The 20,028-nt window shown below is 70.3% G+C and carries 17 protein-coding genes, 1 tRNA gene and 1 pseudogene; 10 read left to right on the forward strand and 9 right to left on the reverse strand.

What is annotated here, in order from left to right:
• Window positions 1–174 precede the first annotated feature (174 nt).
• The 8 genes from FHS22_RS36425 to rpmH form a co-directional block, all read right to left on the reverse strand.
• Window positions 175–1,164, reverse strand: coding sequence for a ParB/RepB/Spo0J family partition protein (locus tag FHS22_RS36425; protein WP_184948760.1), 990 nt, complete (start codon window positions 1,162–1,164; stop codon window positions 175–177).
• 73 nt (window positions 1,165–1,237) lie between these two features.
• Window positions 1,238–2,104 carry a ParA family protein gene (locus tag FHS22_RS36430; protein ID WP_377297709.1) on the reverse strand — a complete coding sequence of 289 codons (867 nt, stop codon included), beginning with the start codon at window positions 2,102–2,104 and terminating at the stop codon, window positions 1,238–1,240.
• A gap of 340 nt (window positions 2,105–2,444) precedes the next feature.
• Window positions 2,445–3,155, reverse strand: a complete 711-nt coding sequence (gene rsmG / locus FHS22_RS36435) for a 16S rRNA (guanine(527)-N(7))-methyltransferase RsmG (RefSeq protein WP_184948761.1) — start codon at window positions 3,153–3,155, stop codon at window positions 2,445–2,447.
• A gap of 352 nt (window positions 3,156–3,507) precedes the next feature.
• Window positions 3,508–4,008, reverse strand: coding sequence for a Jag family protein (locus FHS22_RS36440; protein ID WP_184948762.1), 501 nt, complete (start codon window positions 4,006–4,008; stop codon window positions 3,508–3,510).
• Window positions 4,009–4,060: 52 nt separating this feature from the next.
• The gene (yidC, locus tag FHS22_RS36445) at window positions 4,061–5,011 is read right to left on the reverse strand and encodes a membrane protein insertase YidC (protein WP_184948763.1); all 951 of its coding nucleotides are present in this window, start codon (window positions 5,009–5,011) and stop codon (window positions 4,061–4,063) included.
• A gap of 4 nt (window positions 5,012–5,015) precedes the next feature.
• Complete coding sequence (gene yidD / locus FHS22_RS36450; RefSeq protein WP_184948764.1) at window positions 5,016–5,297, reverse strand: membrane protein insertion efficiency factor YidD; 282 nt, start codon at window positions 5,295–5,297, stop codon at window positions 5,016–5,018.
• Window positions 5,294–5,671, reverse strand: coding sequence for a ribonuclease P protein component (gene rnpA, locus FHS22_RS36455; RefSeq protein ID WP_184948765.1), 378 nt, complete (start codon window positions 5,669–5,671; stop codon window positions 5,294–5,296). Before rnpA ends, yidD begins: the two co-directional genes overlap by 4 nt.
• 114 nt (window positions 5,672–5,785) lie before the next feature.
• Window positions 5,786–5,923, reverse strand: a complete 138-nt coding sequence (gene rpmH / locus FHS22_RS36460) for a 50S ribosomal protein L34 (protein WP_184948766.1) — start codon at window positions 5,921–5,923, stop codon at window positions 5,786–5,788.
• Between the two features lie 523 nt (window positions 5,924–6,446).
• On the opposite strand from rpmH, the gene dnaA reads away from it, so the two are divergent.
• From dnaA to FHS22_RS36510, 10 genes are all read left to right on the forward strand, one after another.
• On the forward strand, window positions 6,447–8,237 hold the full coding sequence (gene dnaA, locus FHS22_RS36465; protein ID WP_184948767.1) for a chromosomal replication initiator protein DnaA: 1,791 nt from the start codon (window positions 6,447–6,449) through the stop codon (window positions 8,235–8,237).
• A gap of 593 nt (window positions 8,238–8,830) precedes the next feature.
• Window positions 8,831–9,970, forward strand: coding sequence for a DNA polymerase III subunit beta (dnaN, locus tag FHS22_RS36470; RefSeq protein ID WP_184948768.1), 1,140 nt, complete (start codon window positions 8,831–8,833; stop codon window positions 9,968–9,970).
• Between the two features lie 207 nt (window positions 9,971–10,177).
• Window positions 10,178–10,789: a hypothetical protein gene (locus FHS22_RS36475; RefSeq protein ID WP_184948769.1), complete on the forward strand. Its 612-nt coding sequence runs from the start codon at window positions 10,178–10,180 to the stop codon at window positions 10,787–10,789.
• A gap of 24 nt (window positions 10,790–10,813) precedes the next feature.
• A complete protein-coding gene (gnd, locus tag FHS22_RS36480; RefSeq protein WP_184948770.1) occupies window positions 10,814–11,758 on the forward strand; it encodes a phosphogluconate dehydrogenase (NAD(+)-dependent, decarboxylating) in 945 nt (314 codons plus the stop codon).
• Window positions 11,759–12,085: 327 nt separating this feature from the next.
• Window positions 12,086–13,357 carry a DNA replication/repair protein RecF gene (gene recF / locus FHS22_RS36485; RefSeq protein WP_184948771.1) on the forward strand — a complete coding sequence of 424 codons (1,272 nt, stop codon included), beginning with the start codon at window positions 12,086–12,088 and terminating at the stop codon, window positions 13,355–13,357.
• Window positions 13,347–13,871: a DciA family protein gene (locus FHS22_RS36490; RefSeq protein WP_338048120.1), complete on the forward strand. Its 525-nt coding sequence runs from the start codon at window positions 13,347–13,349 to the stop codon at window positions 13,869–13,871. The genes recF and FHS22_RS36490 overlap by 11 nt, the downstream gene beginning before the upstream one ends.
• A 296-nt stretch (window positions 13,872–14,167) precedes the next feature.
• The gene (gyrB, locus tag FHS22_RS36495) at window positions 14,168–16,111 is read left to right on the forward strand and encodes a DNA topoisomerase (ATP-hydrolyzing) subunit B (RefSeq protein ID WP_184948772.1); all 1,944 of its coding nucleotides are present in this window, start codon (window positions 14,168–14,170) and stop codon (window positions 16,109–16,111) included.
• A gap of 48 nt (window positions 16,112–16,159) precedes the next feature.
• Entirely contained in the window at window positions 16,160–18,646 is a 2,487-nt protein-coding gene (gyrA, locus tag FHS22_RS36500; RefSeq protein WP_184948773.1) for a DNA gyrase subunit A, read from the forward strand.
• A gap of 72 nt (window positions 18,647–18,718) precedes the next feature.
• Window positions 18,719–19,510: a DUF3566 domain-containing protein gene (locus tag FHS22_RS36505; protein WP_184948774.1), complete on the forward strand. Its 792-nt coding sequence runs from the start codon at window positions 18,719–18,721 to the stop codon at window positions 19,508–19,510.
• Between the two features lie 149 nt (window positions 19,511–19,659).
• Window positions 19,660–19,733 (forward strand) — tRNA-Ile (locus tag FHS22_RS36510).
• A gap of 66 nt (window positions 19,734–19,799) precedes the next feature.
• On the opposite strand, the pseudogene FHS22_RS37590 reads toward FHS22_RS36510, so the two are convergent.
• Window positions 19,800–20,028: pseudogene (locus FHS22_RS37590) on the reverse strand (hypothetical protein); the annotation flags it as partial.

Consider the following 20,028-nt stretch of genomic DNA (forward strand, 5'->3'; position numbering starts at 1 on the left):
CCCCCACCCACCAGAGACCCGCTGCGACGAACCGGCCGGAACAACCACCCGCGGAGCGCGACCATGCACCCCCGAGAAGACCCCACCCGAACACGGCCATAACCCGCCGCACGCTACCCGGAAACGACAGAGCCGCTATGTTTCACGTGAAACACAGCGGCTCCGCCCTCCCCGTCACTCCTCCGGCCGCAACGCCTCAGGAGACATGGTGGCGATGATCCGCTCGAGGTCGTCGATGGTCGCGAACTCCACCACGATGCGGCCCTTGCGCCGCCCGAAGTCGACCTTCACCCGGGTCTCGAAATGATCGGAGAGCCGGTCCGCCAGCCGCCGGAGAGACGGGTCCTCCGCAGGCTTCGCCCGCGGCGCGCGCGGCGCGGAGGTGGGAGCCGCCGACGCGTCTCCCACCATGACGATCTCTTCGACCGCCCGGACGGAGAGCAGCTCCGCCACGATCCGGTCGGCGAGACGCTCCTGCGCGACCGGGTCCTTCATCCTGCGCAGTGCCTTCGCATGACCCGCGCTGATCGTCCCCGCCGCCACCTTCAGCTGGATCTTGGGCGGCAGGGTGAGGAGCTGGATGATGCTCGTCACGTGGGGACGGGATCGCCCCACGCGTGCGGCGAGCTGCTCGTGGGTCGCTCCGAAGTCGTCCAGGAGCTGCTTGTAGGCGGCGGCCTCCTCCAGCGCGTTGAGCTGCTCGCGCTGGAGGTTCTCGATCAGGGCGTCCAGGAGGAGCTTGTCCTCCTTGGTCTCCCGGACGATGGCGGGGATCACGTCGAGCCCGGCGAGCTGGGAGGCCCGCCAGCGGCGCTCTCCCATCACGAGCTCGTAGCGGTCCTCGCCCACCGGACGCACCACCACCGGCTGGAGGAGACCGACCTCCTTGATGGAGGCGGCCAGCTCCTTGAGAGGTTCCTCCGCGAAGACCGTCCGGGGCTGCTGCGGGTTCGGGGCGATGTTCTCGACCGGGATCTCGGCGAAGTACGCGCCGTCGACCGGCTTCAGCCCCGTTCCGGATCCGCCGTTCAGGTCCTGCGACCGCGCGTGGGCTCCCGGCTCCTGCTCGGCCACCATCGTGGTCGTGCCCAGTGCCATGGGCGGCGGACCGGTCGGGATGAGCGACCCCAGCCCTCTGCCCAGCCCTCTCGACTGCTTGCTCACTGCCCCTCCCCCGATTCCGCGGTTCCGACCCCAGTAGTGTGCATGACGATTCCGCCTACCGCGTCCACACGGTTCACACCGCCGCGCCGCGGTAGGCGATCTCCCGGGCGGCGTCCATGTAGGCCATCGCCCCGCTGGAGCCCGGGTCGTAGGTCATGACCGACTGCCCGTAGCTGGGCGCCTCGGAGACACGCACGCTCCGCGGGATCAGCGTGTTCAGGACCTGGTCGCTGAAGTGGGAGCGCACCTCCTCGGCCACCTGGGAAGCGAGCCGGGTACGGCCGTCGTACATCGTCAGCAGGATGGTGGACAGGTCGAGGGTGGGGTTCAGATGAGCCTTCACCAGGTCCACGTTGCGGAGCAGCTGACCGAGGCCCTCCAGCGCGTAGTACTCGCACTGGATGGGGATCAGCAGCTCGTTGGCGGCCATCAGCGCGTTGACGGTCAGCAGGCCGAGCGAGGGCGGGCAGTCGATGAGGATGTAGTCGAGCTCGATGGCGTCGTAGGCGGCGAGCGCACGCTGGAGCCGGGACTCTCGGGCGACCATGGAGACCAGCTCGATCTCGGCGCCGGCCAGGTCGATGGTGGCGGGGGCGCAGTAGAGCCCGGGCATGTCCGGGACCTCCTTCACCACCTCCACCAGGGGCACGTCCTCCACCAGGACCTTGTACATGTCCGGCACGTCGCCGCGGTGCTCGATGGAGAGCGCCGTGGAGGCGTTGCCCTGCGGGTCGAGGTCCACCACCAGGACGCGCTGCCCGTGCATGGAAAGCGCCGCGGCGAGGTTCACCGACGTCGTGGTCTTGCCCACGCCGCCCTTCTGGTTGGCGACGGTGAAGATTCGGGTCTTCGGCGGCCGCGGCCAGTCGCCGTCCCGGGTTCCCGGGGTGCCACCGGAGGGGACCGTGGTCGTCTGGGCCGATGTTTCACGTGAAACCACTGAACTGAGTGCCTCTCGTACCAGCGGCGAATCGCCGGGGTTAAGGGGGGTCTGGGTCACGGGCGTCGTCCTTCCGGCCGGACCGGCCGATTCCACCGGGACCGGCCTCACCGCCTCCGGCCTCGCTGCGTCCGGCCTCACTGCGTCATGCCCCGCCGGTCCTCCCCCTGCCTCTCCGGCCGGGCGGGCGGCCGGAGCCGCCGGTACCGGCCAGCCCAGACCGGAAGGTCCTCGGAGCCGCCGGGAGAAGGGGGCATCGGGCCAGCCGAGACCGCCCGTCATCGTGACGATCGCGCTTTCACGGTCATCCACTGGCCTCTACTCGCTCTGCTCGATCCGGCTACTCGCCCCGCGCCCGCTTCGGACGTGAAGCGCGCGCCTTGCGGCGAGAGGCCTGCCGTTCTCCCCCGGGGGCCCGACCGGCGACCACCCGGATGAGAGTTGCAGGCGGCTCGACCTTACCGTGCCCGACCGAGACAAGCTCGGCGCTCCGCACTCCGCTGGAGTGCAATTGCGTCTCGGACTCCGCCAACTCCTCCGCCGCGCGCTCCCCCTTCATCGCGAGCAGTTCCCCGCCCTCGCGCAGCAGCGGCAGCGACCACTTCAGCAGCCGGTCGAGGGGGGCCACCGCCCGCGCGGAGACCACGTCGAACTCGCGCCTGCCGGCGAACTCCTCGGCCCGGCCCCGCAGCACCTCGACGTTGCCGAGCTTCAACGTCTCCACGGCCTCCTCCAGGAACACCGTACGGCGCAGCAGCGGTTCCAGGAGCGTGACCGAGATATCGGGACGGACGATCGCCAGCACGAGGCCGGGGAGCCCGGCGCCGGAGCCGATGTCCACCAGGCGCACCTCGGCCGGGACCGCCTCGGCGACCACCGCGCAGTTGAGCAGGTGGCGGTCCCAGATCCGGGGGACCTCACGGGGACCGAGCAGCCCGCGCACCACCCCGGGACCGGCCAGCAGCTCCGCGAACGCCTCCGCCCTGGACCAGGCGTCACCGGTGAACACCTCACGGGCAACCTCGGGCGGCTCGGGCAACTGGTCGCTCACTTGGATGATCACTCTTTCTCTGGAATCCGCAGGCCGGCCCTTGAGGCGCGGGCCGTCGCCGACAGTCGCTACGCCTCACAACGTTAGCCGACGAGCAGACGGACCAGTCCTGCTCACAGGGCGAGCGGGCCGGGAGTCGCGCACGGCGCGGCGCCGTACGGGAGCGGCTCCGCGCCGCCGGGTCAGGGCGCGCGCCCCGGTACTCCGCGAGACCCCGGCACCGCGACGACCGCCGTGCCCGGGATCACGGCCGTGCCGCGGTCGGCGTGCACCGCAGGACCGGTCCCGGGCACGAGAAAGGCCGCCGCCCAGGGAGAACCGGGGCGGCGGCCCGTTGCTCGGTACGGCGCCGCTACGCGGGCAGGACCACCACGAAGCGGCGGGGCTCCTCGCCCTCGGACTCGCTCCGCAGTCCGGCCGCGGCGACGGCGTCGTGCACGATCTTGCGCTCGAACGGGGTCATCGGCCGGAGCGCCTTGGGCTCGCCGGAGCGCTTGACGTCCGCGGCCACCTTCGTGCCGAGCTCCTTGAGCTCGGTGCGGCGGCGGTCGCGGTAGCCGCCGATGTCGAGCATGAGGCGGGAACGCTCCCCCGTCTGGCGGTGGACCGCGAGCCGGGTGAGCTCCTGGAGCGCCTCGAGGACCTCGCCGTTGGCGCCCACCAGGTCGCCGCCCTTGATGTCCACGACCGACACAACGGCGCGGTCGCCCTCGACGTCCATGTCGATGTCGCCGTCGATGTCGGCGATGTCGAGCAGACCTTCGAGGTAGTCGGCGGCGATCTCACCCTCCTGCTCCAGGGCTGCGAGATCGGGAGCCGCCTTGCTCGCGGTCTCCTGCTGGGCCTCGGTCACGTCCGGCCACTCCTTCGTGCTGTCGGGATGGGTCTTTCGGGGGTGGCACCCGCTAGGACTTCTTGCCGCCCGTCCGCTTGCTGCGCGGCTGACGGGTCGGCTGCTTGCGGACGACCTTGGGCTCCGGCGGCGCGGGCGGGGCCTCGGGCTCCGGAGCGCTCTTCCTGACCTTGCTCATCAGACCGGGCTTGGGCGCGGGCGTCACCATGTTCCCCTTGGCGTCCATCACCGGCATCGGGTGGCGGCTGTAGAACCAGTGCTGCTGGCCGAGCGTCCACAGGTTGGTGGTGACCCAGTAGAGGATCAGGCCGAGGGGGAAGTTGAGCGAGAAGATCGCGAACAGCGGCGAGATGTACATCAGGATCTTCTGCTGCTGCGCCATCGGGTTGTCCGGCATCTGCGCCATCGAGCGGGTCACGCTCTGCCGGACGGTGAGGAAGGTCGTCAGCGAGCTGACCGCCACGAAGATCGCGAGCACCACCTTGGCGACGACCGGCTCGGCGCCCAGGGCGGTGACGTCCGCCGAGTCCCAGAAGAACGTCGCCGGGAGCGGGGCGCCGAAGATGTGCGCGGCCCGGGCGTCGTCCACCAGTTCCTGCGACATGCCGAACTTCGGCTGGCCGGCCGCCATCGCCTGCAGCACGGTGAACATCGAGATGAAGATCGGGAACTGCGCCAGGATCGGCAGGCAGCCGCCGAGCGGGTTGGCCCCCGCTCCCTGGTACAGCGCCATGACCTCCTGGTTCATGCGCTGCTTGTCGTTCTTGTAGCGCTTGCGCAGCTCCTGCACCTTGGGCGCGAGCTCCTGCATCTTCTTCGACGAGCGCATCTGCTTGAGGAAGAGCGGGAAGATCAGAAGTCGCATCAGCACGGTGAGCGTGATGATGGTCAGCGCCCAGTTGAACCCGCTGTCTCGCGGGATGAAGGTGCTGTAACCCGCGTGAATCCAGGTGATGACCTGCGCGACGGCTGTGTAAAGCCAGTTGAGCCAGGACAGCTCCACCGAGCTAGCTCCCTTGCGTTTCGTTGGACCGGACCGGGCGTGGTGGCACCGGGTCTAAGCCTCCGGGATGGAATGGGTGGCAACGCCCGATTCTCCGGATCGTCAGCCAGGTGCCGCGCAACGCGCCGTGTACGGCGATCGCCTCGAGGCCGTAGGCGCTACATGAAGGATGGAAACGGCAACGGGGACCCAGCAGCGGGCTCACGAAGGCCCGGTAGAACCGGATGGGAGCCATCAGGGTCCTGGCGGCCGGGGAGCCCCCGGCGAGCTGTTCTTGCGCCGTCATCGTCGTCCGTCCATGCGAGCCTCGGGAGACTCTCGCCGCCTGAGTAAACGATCCAGCGCGACGTCGAGTTCGGCGGCAAGGCGCTCACTTCGCGCGGACGCGGCCGGTGGATTGGCGCGTACAACCAGCAGGCTACCCCGCGGGAGCCGATCAAGGCGGTCCCGCATCAGGTGTCGCAACCGGCGCTTGACCCGGTTGCGGACGACGGCGCCTCCCACTGCGCGGCTCACCACGAAGCCGACCAGGGGCGGGTCGTCACTCTGCGCGCGCATGCGGAGATGCGCGACCAGGGTGGGACGGCCGGCACGGCCGCCCTTCCTGACCGCGTCGGCGAACTCCTCGCCCCGGCGCATGCGGGACCCGGACGGCAACACGAGATGACCTTCTCGACCCTTGGGCAGGTACGGCTGTCGCCCGCCGGTGGCATGACCGGCGGGCGAGCGGACGCTGCTGCCCGGCCCGGCGGACCGGGCACGACGGATGAGGCGTCAGGCGGAGAGCTGGGCGCGGCCCTTGCGGCGGCGGGCGGCCAGGATCGCACGGCCGGCGCGGGTGCGCATACGCAGCCGGAACCCGTGGGTCTTCGCGCGACGGCGGTTGTTCGGCTGGAAAGTACGCTTGCTCACGAGTGGGCTCCAGGCTTCAAAGCGCGCCCCCAGCACATGGGGACGCTCGACAGTGGCTGGCCTGCCGGATGCGGGGCATGCGAAATAGCCGTCGCGTGGCAAGCCGACCGTCGTACGTTACGGGGCGGACGCGTCCCAGGTCAAACCGGCGGAGCGGGCGCGGGGGAGTTGTCCACAGGGACATACAGCGCTTTTCCACTGCCGTTCCTCTGTCCACAGGATGTGAACCCAGCCTCTCCACACTGCCGATAGGCTGTGGACAACGTCTTGAACACCGCTGTGGACAGAGACTACTGTCGGCCCTCCAACCCTTCTCTCCGCTGCCGAAACGCAGCCTGGCTGTCAGTGCAGGGCTGTGCACAGCGTGTGGATTCGATGTGGATGACCAGCCGGCGCCGCCGGAGATCCGCACGGTGCCGACGTGTGGACAACGGGAGAGTCCGATGCGCTCGGCGGCCATCGGTGTGGATAAACGGATCGCGGTGAGCTTGCGGGGGCCGCGTCGGGAGGAGGAAGCCGAGCCATGGACCCAGTGGATCTCGGCGCGGTCTGGGCCCAGGTGCTGAGGCACTCCCTCAACGAGGACGTCTCGCCCGTGCACCGCGCCTGGCTGGCCCAGACCAAGCCCTTCGGCCTCATGCAGGACACCGTGGTCCTCGCCGCCCCCACCGACTTCGCCAGGGACGTCCTGGAGGGCAGGCTCCGGCCCCTCCTCACCCACGCGCTCTCCCAGCAGCTCGGCATGCAGGTGCGGTTCGTGGTGGTGGTGGACCCCTCCGTCGGCAAGTCGCCGGAGGCGGGAGCCCCCGCGGGCCCCGAGGCGCACCCTCATGCCTCCCCGCAGGGTTATCCCCAGGGCAACGGCCAGCAGGGCTACCCGCAGCCGGCGGCCCCTCCGGTCCAGGGTCCGCCCGGCGTGCCGCCCCGGTTCGCGGTCCCCGGGCCCGCCTCCGCTCCGGCCTCCGACTACGCCCAGGGCCGGCCGCAGGCCGAGCCGTTCCCCTATCCCTACCCGCGTGTGGAGGAGTCCTCCCAGCCGTACCTCCCCGCGGAGCCTCCCGCCGGGCCTCCCCCGGCCGAGCAGGGCGGCGGCGGGTACGGCCGGGGCGGATACACCCCGCAGCCGGCTCCCCCCCGCCCCGAGACGGACGGCTTCGAGCGTCCCGCGCCGGGTCCGGTGCCCGGTCCCGCGCCGAGTCCCGTGCCCAGCCCTGCCCCGGCTCCGGTGCAGAACCGGTGGGACGCCAGGGCGGGCGGCGGCCGTACGCCCAAGGACCCCGGCAAGCTGAACCCGAAGTACACCTTCGAGACCTTCGTCATCGGCTCCAGCAACCGCTTCGCGCACGCCGCGGCGGTCGCGGTGGCCGAGGCGCCGGCCAAGGCGTACAACCCGCTGTTCATCTACGGCGACTCCGGGCTGGGCAAGACCCACCTGCTGCACGCGATCGGCCACTACGCGCAGAGCCTCTACGACGGCGCGCGGGTGAGATACGTGAGCTCGGAGGAGTTCACCAACGACTTCATCAACTCCATCCGCGACCACAAGGCCGACAACTTCCGGGGCCGCTACCGGGCCGTGGACATCCTGCTGGTGGACGACATCCAGTTCCTGGAGGGCAAGGAGCAGACGCAGGAGGAGTTCTTCCACACCTTCAACACGCTGCACAACGCCAACAAGCAGATCGTCATCTCCAGCGACCGGGCGCCCAAGCAGCTGATCACCCTGGAGGACCGGCTGCGCAACCGGTTCGAGTGGGGGCTGATCACCGACGTCCAGCCGCCCGAGCTGGAGACCCGCATCGCGATCCTGCGCAAGAAGGCGATCCAGGAGGGCCTGGCCGCCCCGCCCGAGGTGCTGGAGTACATCGCCAGCCGCATCTCCACCAACATCCGCGAGCTGGAGGGCGCGCTGATCCGGGTGACCGCGTTCGCCAGCCTGAACCGGCAGTCGGTGGACCTGCAGCTCACCGAGGTCGTGCTCAAGGACCTGATCACGGAGGACGCCGACTCCGAGATCACCATCGCCACCATCATGGCCTCCACCGCGACCTACTTCGGGCTCTCGATCGAGGACCTGTGCGGCACCTCCCGCTCGCGGGTCCTGGTGACCGCCCGGCAGATCGCCATGTACCTGTGCCGGGAGCTGACCGACATGTCGCTCCCGAAGATCGGCCAGCAGTTCGGCGGCCGCGACCACACCACGGTCATGCACGCCGACCGGAAGATCCGCTCGCTCATGGCGGAGCGGCGCTCGATCTACAACCAGGTCAACGAGCTGACCACGCGGATCAAGCAGCAGTCGCGCAACGGCTGACGGTGTTCTCCGCAGGTGATGCACAGCCTGTGGAAAACCTTGTGGATCAGTGGACGCACCCCGCCGGAAGATCGATCCGGCCTCCAAGCATGATCAATTCGGTGCCGGAGAACGTGAAGGGTTTTCTGCAGATGTGGACAACCCTGGGGAGAACCTGGGGAGAACCTGTTGGTAACTCGTGGACAACTTGTGGACGCCCTGTGGGCAGAGTTATCCCCAAGCACAAAACGGACTCCTACCCGGTGGATAACCTGGGGAAACCTCATGGATACTCGTGGATAAGTTGGGGACAGAGGAGCCCCCGTCTGGGGACGGCCTGTGGGTATCCTTCGGGCGTCCACAGGCGGACGGGTTGTCCACAGCCGTCGCCCACAACCCCGGTGGATGAAAAAACGGGCGGTGATCTGCGGAAACACCGGTCTTCCACAGTTTCCACAGCCCCTACTGTGATGACCCCACTTATCTCTCAAAGGGAAAACTCAAGACCCATAGAAGAGTTCCCGGGGAGCGCACGTGCGGGACGGTGAACACTTGAACCCCAAGCAGCGAAGGCAGCGAGCCGACAGCGCTCGATACACAGGAGGCAGATCCACGTGATGTTCCGGGTCGACCGAGACGTACTCGCCGAGGCGGTCGCATGGACGGCACGCAGCCTGCCGGCGCGTCCTTCCGTGCCGGTGCTGGCCGGCATGCGTCTGGAGGTCACGGAGGGCGGCCAGCTGAAGCTCTCCGGCTTCGACTACGAGGTCTCCGCCGAGGTGACGCTCGAGCCGCAGACGGGCGAGCCGGGCGTGGTCCTCGTCTCCGGCAAGCTCCTCGCCGAGATCACCCGCGCGCTCCCCGCACAGCCTGTGGATTTCGTGGTGGACGGGATGAAGGCCGTCGTCACCTGCGGCAGCGCCCGGTTCACACTTCTCACCATGCCTGTGGAGGACTACCCCTCCCTGCCGGCGATGCCCCCGGCCGCAGGGCGGGTGGGCAGCGACGTGTTCGCCTCGGCGGTCGGCCAGGTGGCCGTCGCCACCGGCAGGGACGACACGCTGCCGATGCTGACCGGCGTGCGGGTGGAGATCGAGGGCGACACGGTCACCCTCGCCGCCACCGACCGCTACCGCCTCGCCGTACGCGAGCTGAAGTGGCAGCCGGAGCAGCCCGACATCTCCGCGATCGCGATGATCCCCGGCAAGACCCTCGCCGACGCGGCCAAGGCCCTCGGCGCGACCGGCGCCGAGGTGGAGATCGCGATGAGCTCCGTCGGCGGCACCGGGGAGGGGATGATCGGCTTCTCCAGCGCCGGGCGGCGCACCACCACGCGGCTCCTCGACCCCGAGTTCCCCAAGTACCGCTCGCTGCTGCCGACCGAGTTCTCCGCCCGGGCGGACCTGCCCGTCGGCAGCTTCGTCGAGGCCGTCAAGCGCGTGGCGCTGGTCGCCGAGCGCAACACCCCGATCCGGATGGCCTTCCGCGGCGGCGAGGTCGTCCTCGAGGCGGGCAGCGGCGACGAGGCGCAGGCCGTGGAGGCGCTGCCGGTGGACTTCGACGGCGACGACATCAACATCGCCTTCAACCACCAGTTCCTGCTGGAGGGCCTGGGGGCGATCGACTCCGACGTCGCCCGCCTGCAGATGACCACCTCGACCAAGCCCGCCATCCTCACCGGAGGCAAGCCGGTGGAGGACGGGGGCGTCCCCGACTACCGCTACCTGATCATGCCGATCCGCCTGTCGAGCTGAGCCGGGCCCTCCCGTCCCGGGAGGGCCGCCCTTGCGGGACCGCGCCTCCCGGCCCGCGCGGACTCCGACGGGAGCGGACATGGTCATGATCAAGGCCGGCCTCGACGGGAGCGGGAGCGCGGCGAGCGCCCCGCGCTCCCCGTGACGCCCCTGGAGCCCGCTGAGGCGGCCTGTGAGGCCCGTGAGGCCCGTGAGGCGGCCGTCGGCATGCGTCCGCGCGACGGGGCGGGCAGGGAGCCCCTGAACGCCGTCCGCGCCGGGACGGGTGTCGGCGCGGTACGGCGGGCCGCCCCCGGGCCGCCCGCCGGGGCCGGCACAGGCCTGTGGACGACCGGCGGGGACGCGGCCGCCGGACGCGGGGAGGTGCGCGGCTGGGCGGCCCTTCCCGCGGTGGAGCGGCCGGGCCTCGCCTCGGCCGACCTCTCGGAGCGGGGTTTCCCCGGCCTGTGGGAAGATCTTCGGCGGCTCGGCGTAGGGGTCGAGGCCGGAGTCTGGTCCGTGGCGGACGCCGAGGCACTCGCCGCGACCGGCCTGGAGTGCGTCCGCGTGCTCGCGGAGATCATCGGCGGTGCGGAGGGGACCGCCGTGCCCCGCGCGCACGCCGTGCTCCGCCGCCTCGGCGACCTGGCCGTTCCCGGTCCGAGGCTTCTTCATGGTGAGCACGCCCCCGCGTGGGTACTTGTGGATGAGGCCGGACGGCCGGGGCTGGCCACGCGCATCGGCCTGGAGGACGTCCTCCACGGCCCCGCGGGTGAGCCCGTCGAGGGGAACGCCGAGCCGGTACGGCTTGCGCGGGCCCGCCTGGTCCCGGGTGGATGATGGAACCCTGAAGGGGGTGCTCGAATGCAGATCGGCATGGTCGGGCTTGGCAAGATGGGCGGCAACATGGCCGAGCGCCTGCGCCGCGGCGGCCACGACGTCGTGGGCTACGACCGTGACCCGGCGGTCAGCGACGTCGCGAGCCTGAAGGAGCTGGTGGACCGGCTCCAGGCGCCGCGGGCGGTGTGGGTCATGGTTCCCGCGGGCGCGCCGACCCAGGCGACGGTCGAGGAGCTCGGCGAGCTGCTCTCGCCCGGGGACATCGTCGTCGACGGCGGCAACTCGCACTACGTGGACGACCAGAAGCACGGCGCGGAGCTCGCGGCCAAGGAGATCGGCTTCGTCGACTGCGGCGTGAGCGGCGGCGTCTGGGGCCTGGAGAACGGCTACGCGCTGATGACCGGAGGGTCCGCGGCCGACATCGAGCGGCTCAGGCCGATCTTCGAGACCCTCAAGCCCCCGGGCGAGGACGGCTTCGTGCACGCCGGCCAGATCGGCGCGGGCCACTTCGCCAAGATGGTCCACAACGGCGTCGAGTACGGCATGATGCAGGCCTTCGCCGAGGGCTGGGAGCTGCTGGAGGCCTCCGACATCGTGACCGACGTGCCCGGCGCGTTCAAGAGCTGGCGGACGGGCACGGTGATCCGCTCGTGGCTGCTGGACCTGCTGGTCCGCGCCCTGGAGGAGGACCAGGACCTGTCGGAGCTGCGCGGTTACGCACAGGACTCCGGCGAGGGCCGGTGGACCGTGCAGGCGGCCGTCGAGCACGCGGTCCCGCTGCCCGTCATCACCGCCGCGCTGTACGCGCGGTTCGCCTCGCGCCAGGAGGACTCCCCGGCGATGAAGGTCGTGGCGGCCCTGCGCAACCAGTTCGGCGGCCACGCCGTCACCGCCAGGGCCGGAGAGGTCGAGAAGGGCGCCGACTCCCCGGGCGCCGACGTCGCCCCGCCGGTCGAGGCGCAGAAGTAACGCCGGCAGGAGGCACAGGCCGCGGCCCGCACCCCTCCCACGGGGTGCGGGCCGCGGCCTGTCCACGGGGCCGCCCGCGCTTTTCCACAGGGTCCGCGGGCTCTCCACAGGGTGGGAGAACGCGCGCGCCCCGGCGGGGGAAGGACGTCCGCGGCGCCGGGGCGGTGTCCACAGGCCCGCCTCCCCTGTGGACACCTCTCCCGTGGACGCCTCCCCCGTGGACACCGCCGGGCCGTACGGCTCCCGCCGTCCACAGGCGGAGGCGCCCCGTCCACAGGCCCTGCTCCTCCATCCCCCGCAGGAACGAGAAGGTACTAACGTAACGGGGTGCACGTAGCCCACCTCTCGCTCACCGACTTCCGGTCCTACGACACGGTCGACCTCGGCCTGGAACCGGGTGTCACGGCGTTCGTCGGCCCGAACGGGCAGGGGAAGACCAACCTGGTCGAGGCGCTGGGCTACGTGGCGACGCAGTCGAGCCACCGGGTCGCCACCGACGCGCCGCTGGTGCGGCAGGGCGCGGCGCGGGCGATCGTGCGCTCGGTGGTCGTGCGCGACGACCGGCGGGCCCTGGTCGAGCTGGAGATCAACCCCGGCAGAGCCAACCGGGCCAGGCTCAACCGCTCACCCGTCTCCCGCCCGCGCGACGTCATCGGGCTGCTCCGCACGGTGCTGTTCGCCCCCGAGGACCTGGCCCTGGTCAAGGGCGATCCCGCCGAGCGGCGCCGCTTCCTGGACGACCTGCTGGTGGCCAGGGCTCCCCGGTTCGCCGGGGTCAGGGCCGACTACGACCGGGTGCTCAAGCAGCGCGGCGCCCTGCTGCGCACCGCCGCCCAGGCCAGGCGGGGGAGCAGGAGCGGGCGGCGCGCGGAGCACGACTCGGGGTTCGCGGCGGCCGGGGCCGGAGACGTGCTGAGCACGCTGGAGGTCTGGGACGCGCACCTGGCCAGGCAGGGCGCCGAGCTGCTGGCGGCCCGGCTGGAGCTGGTCGAGGCGCTGCGCCCGCTGGTCGCCGCCTCCTACGCCTCCCTCGCGCCGGGCTCCGCCCCGGCCGGGCTGGAGTACCGGGGCACGCTGTCCGCGGCCGTGGACGGCCCGCCCGCCGTACGGCCCGGCGGACCGGAAGAGCCCGCGGCGGCCGCGGGTGAGGCGGCGGACGCGGCGGCGCCGGCGGTCGCGGGCACGGCGGCGGTCGACCGGGCCGCGCTGGAGCAGGCGCTCCGCGCCGGCCTGCTGGAGGTCAGGAGCGCCGAGCTGGAGCGCGGCGTCACCCTCGTCGGCCCGCACCGCGACGACCTGTTCCTCGGCCTGGGAGACCTGCCCGCCCGCGGCTACGCCAGCCACGGCGAGTCGTGGTCGTTCGCCCTGGCGCTCCGGCTGGCCGCCTACGACCTGCTCCGGGCCGACGGCGGCGACCCGGTGCTGATCCTCGACGACGTCTTCGCGGAGCTCGACTCCCAGCGCCGCCGCCGCCTGGCCGAGCTCGTCGGCCCCGCCGAGCAGGTGCTGATCACCGCCGCGGTCCCCGACGACGTGCCGGCGGAGCTGACCGGAGCCCGGTTCGACGTGACGGGAGGAGGCGTGTCCCGTGTCCGATGAGCCGGCTCCCGAGGTGGGGAGCGCGAAGGCCACGGCGGCCAGGGGAGCCGCCCTGGCCAGGGAGAAGCTGGCCCAGGCCAAGTCCGACGCGGCCAGGCGCGGGCAGCTCCCCCGCCGCGAGCCCCGGCGCCGGGCGGCCGGGCCGGCGCGGGCCGCGGGGGATCCCCAGCCGCTCGGCCGGGCCATCGCGGACCTGCTCGCCGACCGGAAGTGGGAGGAACCGGCGGCGGTGGGCGGGGTGTTCGGGCGCTGGCACGAGATCGTCGGCCCCGACATGGCGGCGCACACCAGGCCGGAGAGCTTCGCCGACGGGGTGGTTCTGGTGCTCGCCGACTCCACGGCCTGGGCCACCCAGCTCCGGCTGCTGGCCGGGACGCTGGTCAGGAGGCTGAACGAGGAGCTCGGCGACGGCACGGTGCAGCGGGTGAACGTGCAGGGGCCGCAGAATGCGCCCAGGCCCAGCGGGGGTCTCCGGGTGACCGGAAGCCGCGGCCCGGGCGACACCTACGGCTGACCGGAGAACGTGAAAAACGGATCAGCGGCCTCTGTGGCGCGATGACCCCCGTCCCCGTAGGGGGATGCTGGATCCGATGATCGACGCGCGAGAGAGGCTTTCAGGGCCTTTCAATGCCACATCATCCCGCGCGAACCGCTAGAATGAAATCGGATTCCGGACACGTCCGTTTGCGTGTCACCCCGGCCCGTGAGCCGACTCCCCTGGGTGAACGCATCGGGGCATTCACGACGGTGACGGACGGCGGGGCTGAGCGTTTCCTCCCGCCGCGTGTCCTCGGCAGGAGGATTTCACACTTGTCCTACGACGCTAGCTCAATCACCGTTCTCGAAGGACTTGAGGCGGTCCGTAAGCGCCCTGGCATGTACATCGGATCGACCGGGGAACGTGGTCTCCACCACCTCGTCTACGAGGTCGTGGACAACTCCGTCGACGAGGCCCTGGCCGGGCACGCCGACCGGATCGAGGTCACGCTCCTCGCCGACAACGGCGTCCGGGTCGTCGACAACGGCCGCGGCATCCCGGTCGGCCTGCACCCCGTCGAGAAGCGCCCCGCGGTCGAGGTCGTCCTCACCGTCCTGCACGCCGGCGGCAAGTTCGACAGCAAGTCGTACGCGGTCTCCGGCGGTCTGCACGGCGTGGGAGTCTCCGTGGTCAACGCGCTGTCCACCCGGCTGGAGGTGGAGATCCGCACCGACGGCCACTACTGGCGGCAGAGCTATGCCGACACCCGGCCCACCGGCCCGCTGGTCAAGGGCGAGCCGACGGACGAGACCGGCACCTCGATCACCTTCTGGGCCGACGAGTCCATCTTCGAGACCACCACGTGGAACTTCGAGACGCTCTCCCGGCGCTTCCAGGAGATGGCCTTCCTCAACAAGGGCCTGACGATCTCCCTGCGGGACGAGCGCCCCGACCACGTCGACGGCGAGCCCGTCGAGGTCGTCTACCACTACGAGGGCGGCCTGTCCGACTTCGTCAAGCACCTGAACTCCAAGAAGGAGCCCGCCCACGCCTCCGTGATCGACTTCGAGGAGCAGGGCGACGGCATCTCGGTCGAGATCGCGATGCAGTGGAACAACTCCTACAGCGAGTCGGTCTACACCTTCGCCAACACCATCAACACGGCCGAGGGCGGCACCCACGAGGAGGGCTTCCGCGCGGCGCTGACGTCGATCGTCAACCGCTACGCGCGCGAGCAGAAGTTCCTCAAGGAGGGCAAGGACGACAACCTCAGCGGCGAGGACATCCGCGAGGGCCTCACCGCGATCATCTCGGTGAAGCTGGCCGACCCGCAGTTCGAGGGCCAGACCAAGACCAAGCTCGGCAACACCGAGGCCAAGTCGTTCGTCCAGAAGGCCTGCAACGACCACCTGCGCGACTGGTTCGAGCGCAACCCGGGCGAGGCCAAGGACGTCATCAACAAGTCCCTGCAGGCCGCCCGCGCCCGCATCGCCGCCCGCCAGGCCCGCGACCTGACCCGGCGCAAGTCGCTGCTGGAGTCCGGCTCCGGCCTGCCCGGCAAGCTGGCCGACTGCCAGTGGAGCGACCCGGAGAAGTGCGAGCTGTTCATCGTCGAGGGCGACTCGGCGGGCGGCTCGGCCAAGGGCGGGCGCGACTCCAAGTTCCAGGCCATCCTGCCCATCCGCGGCAAGATCCTGAACGTGGAGAAGGCGCGCATCGACAAGGTGCTGAAGAACGCCGAGGTCCAGGCGCTGATCACGGCGATGGGCACCGGCGTGCACGACGAGTTCGACATCGCCAAGCTCCGCTACCACAAGCTCATCCTGATGGCCGACGCCGACGTCGACGGCCAGCACATCAACACGCTGCTGCTGACGCTGCTGTTCCGCTTCATGCGGCCGCTGATCGAGGCCGGGCACGTCTACCTCTCCCAGCCGCCGCTCTACAAGATCAAGTGGGACCGCCGGGGCGAGGACGCCTCCTACGCCTACTCCGACGCCGAGCGCGACGCGATCATCGAGGCCGGCGTCGCCTCGGGCAAGCGCGACCCGCGCCTGCACGACGGCATCCAGCGGTTCAAGGGTCTGGGCGAGATGAACGCCGGCCAGCTCTGGGAGACCACGATGAACCCGGACACCCGGGTGCTGCGCCTGGTCACCCTCGACGACGCCGCGCAGGCCGACGATCTGTTCAGCGTTCTCATGGGCGAGGACGTCGAGGCCCGCCGCTCCTTCATCATCAGGAACGCGCGCGACGTGCGCTTCCTCGATGTGTAGCGGCAGCCGTACGGACCCTCCCCGACTTTCGAAAAGGACCCATCACTCGTGACGGAACTGAACACTCCGCCCGCCGAGCGCATCGAGCCGGTCGACATCCAGTCGGAGATGCAGCGCAGCTACATGGACTACGCGATGTCCGTCATCGTGTCCCGCGCGCTGCCCGACGTCCGCGACGGCCTCAAGCCGGTGCACCGCCGCGTGCTCTACGCCATGTACGACGGCGGCTACCGTCCCGACCGCGGCTACTTCAAGTGCTCTCGCGTGGTCGGCGACGTCATGGGCTCCTACCACCCGCACGGCGACAGCTCGATCTACGGCACGGTGGTACGGCTGGCGCAGCCCTGGGCGCTGCGCTACACGCTGGTCGACGGCCAGGGCAACTTCGGGTCGCCGGGCAACGACATGCCCGCCGCCATGCGGTACACCGAGTGCAAGCTCGCGCCGATCGCCATGGAGATGATCCGTGACATCGACAAGGACACCGTCGACTTCCAGCCCAACTACGACGGGCGTTCCCAGGAGCCGCTGGTCCTGCCGTCGCGGTTCCCGAACCTGCTGGTCAACGGGTCGGCCGGTATCGCGGTCGGCATGGCGACCAACATCCCGCCGCACAACCTGCGCGAGGTGGCCGAGGGCGTCAAGTGGGCCCTGCAGAACCCCGAGGCCACCGACGACGAGCTCCTCGAGGCGCTGATCGAGCGGGTCAAGGGCCCCGACTTCCCCACCGGCGCGCTCATCGTCGGCCGCCGCGGCATCGACGACGCCTACCGGACCGGGCGCGGCTCGATCACCATGCGGGCGATCGTCGAGGTCGAGGAGGACGCCAAGGGCCGCCAGTGCCTGGTCGTCACCGAGCTGCCCTACATGGTCAACCCGGACAACCTGGCGCTGTCGATCGCCGAGTCGGTCAAGGACGGCCGGATCAGCGGCATCGCCGACGTCCGCGACGAGAGCTCCTCCCGGGTCGGCCAGCGCCTGGTGATCGTGCTCAAGCGCGACGCGGTCGCCAAGGTCGTGCTGAACAACCTCTACAAGCACACCCAGCTGCAGACCACCTTCGGCGCCAACATGCTCGCCCTGGTGGACGGCGTGCCGCGCACGCTCAGGCTCGACCAGTTCGTCCGGCACTACATCGACCACCAGATCGAGGTCGTGGTCCGCCGGACCCGCTACCTGCTGCGCAAGGCCGAGGAGCGGGCCCACATCCTGCGCGCCCTGCTCAAGGCGCTCGAGCGGATGGACGAGGTCATCGCCCTCATCCGGCGCTCGCCGTCGGCGGCCGAGGCCCAGGGCGGCCTGATGGCGCTGCTGGAGATCGACCAGATCCAGGCGCAGGCCATCCTCGACATGCAGCTGCGCAAGCTGGCCGCCCTGGAGCGCCAGCAGATCACCGACGAGCACGACGCGCTGATGGCGCACATCACCGAGTACCAGGCCATCCTCGCCTCGCCCGAGCGGCAGCGCACGATCGTCTTCGAGGAGCTCTCCGAGGTCACCGGGCGGTACGGCGACGAGCGCAAGACGGAGATCATCGCCTACGAGGGCGACATGTCCATCGAGGACCTCCTCGCCGAGGAGGACATGGTCGTCACGATCACCCGCGGCGGCTACGCCAAGCGCACCAACACCGACCTCTACCGGGCGCAGAAGCGCGGCGGGAAGGGCGTGCGGGGCGCGCAGCTGCGCCAGGACGACATCGTCGACCACTTCTTCGTCACCACGACCCACCACTGGCTGCTGTTCTTCACGAACAAGGGCCGGGTCTACCGGGTCAAGGCCTACGAGCTGCCCGACGCCGGCCGCGACGCCCGCGGCCAGCACCTGGCGAACCTGCTGGCCATGCAGCCGGACGAGGTCGTCATGGAGGTGCTCGCGATGCGCGACTACGACGTCGCGCCGTACCTCGTGCTGGCCACCCGGAGCGGCATGGTGAAGAAAACCCGGCTGGCGGAATACGACTCGCCGCGCTCCGGTGGCCTCATCGCCATCAATCTGCGCGAAGATGACGAGGTGATCGCAGCGCGGCTGGTATCGGAGGAGGACGACCTCCTGCTGATCTCCCGCGGCGCCCAGTCCATCCGCTTCACCGCCTCCGACGAGGCGCTGCGCCCGATGGGCCGGGCGACCAGCGGCGTGATCGGCATGCGTTTCCTCGAAGGGGACGAGCTCCTCGCCATGAACCGGATCGCCGACGGCGACGACGTGCTGGTCGCCACCGAAGGCGGGTACGCCAAGCGCACTCCCGCGGACCAATACCCTCTGCAGGGACGCGGCGGCAAGGGCGTGCTGACGGCGAAGATCGTCAGCGCTCGTGGCAAGCTGGTCGGCGCGGTCATGGTCCGGCCGGAGGACGAGGTCTTCGCGATCACGTCGGCCGGCGGGGTCATCCGGACCAGCGCCGGGGAGATCAAGCAGTCGGGCCGCCAGACCATGGGGGTGCGGCTGATGAACCTCTCCGAGGGTGACAGCGTCGTGGCGCTCGCCCGCAACGCTGAGGCGTTGGAGACCGAGGAAAACGGGGAAGGGGAGTAGGCCGTGAGCGCTCAGGCCGGATCTGGTCCACGGACGGCCTCCCCATCGACACGCGAGCAGGTGACGGAGAAGATGGACAAGACCACTGAAGCGGAAGTCGTCGAGGTGGTCGAGTCACCGGCCGAGGCTGGCGCGCCTACGCCGGAGACCGACGACTCGGTGACCGACGAGTTCAAGGGCAGGTCCAAGGTGACGGCGATCGAGGGCGACAAGCCGGTCGGTGACTCGACGACACGCATCCGTCCGGCCTCCGCCGACGGCGACAAGCCGGTGGGCGACTCCACGGTGCGGATCCGCCCGGCCGCGCCCACGGCCGACAAGCCGTGGGCGCCGGGGAACGTCTCGTCCCCGCCGCCTCCTCCGCCGCCGACGCCGAGCATGGCCGCTCCTCCGCGGGAGACCGCCGACCGGAGGCCACCGGCCGGCATGCCGTCCCCCTCGCTGGAGATGACCGGTAAGAAGCAGGCGGACACCGCGGGCAGGGCGCCGCGCAAGGCCCACCTGGTCCTGCGCCGGGTCGAGCCGTGGTCGGCGATGAAGTTCAGCTTCGTGGTGTCGCTGGTCTGCTTCGTGGTGCTGTTCGTCGCGGTCGCGGTGCTCTACATGGTGCTGAACGGGCTGGGCGTCTTCGACTCGATCGTCCAGACGGTGAACCAGTTCACCCAGGGCGAGGGCAACAGCTCCGCCAACTCCTTCGACATCGCCGCATGGTTCGAGCCGGTCCGGATCCTCGGGTACACGGCGCTGATCGGCGCGGTGAACGTGGTGCTCATCACGGCCCTGTCGACCCTCGGCGCAGTGATCTACAACGTCGCCTCCGACCTGGTCGGGGGGATCGAGGTCACCTTCAGCGAGGCCGAGTAGGACTCCCGCCGTGTTCCCCGGGCCACGCCCGGGGAACACGGCTTCCGGAGCATGGCGCGAACAGGCCCCGGAGCACGGTAAGCTTTTCCCTGTTCGAGCGGACGGATTCGCCTCCACTCCAAGGATGCGATACGGTTTCCGCACGATGAGGGGCTATAGCTCAGTCGGTTAGAGCGCTTCCCTGATAAGGAAGAGGTCCCAGGTTCAAGTCCTGGTAGCCCCACCTCGATAAACGCCCCGAAGCGATCAAGCTCCGGGGCATTTTGCTGCAACGGGTACTGCAACGGCCTCACTCGAACAGCCCGTTCGTCTCCACGATCCGAGTGAAGGACCGCGCGAGGTTACGCGGCTCGATCGGCCGTCCTGACTTGGTCGTGAACACGAGCCCAGTGTTCGCCCAGTCCTTACCCGCCTCCTCCTTGACCGGCGTTCCGCGTAATTCGGAGCCTCTGGAGTAACGGCACGCCTGCTGACCTGCGGCTTCGACCCTCCAAGCACCGCAGGCCGTGTCTCTAGGA

The organism is Thiemannella venezuelensis (genome assembly GCF_014203605.1).
Lineage (GTDB): Bacteria > Actinomycetota > Actinomycetes > Streptosporangiales > Streptosporangiaceae > Planomonospora_A > Planomonospora_A venezuelensis.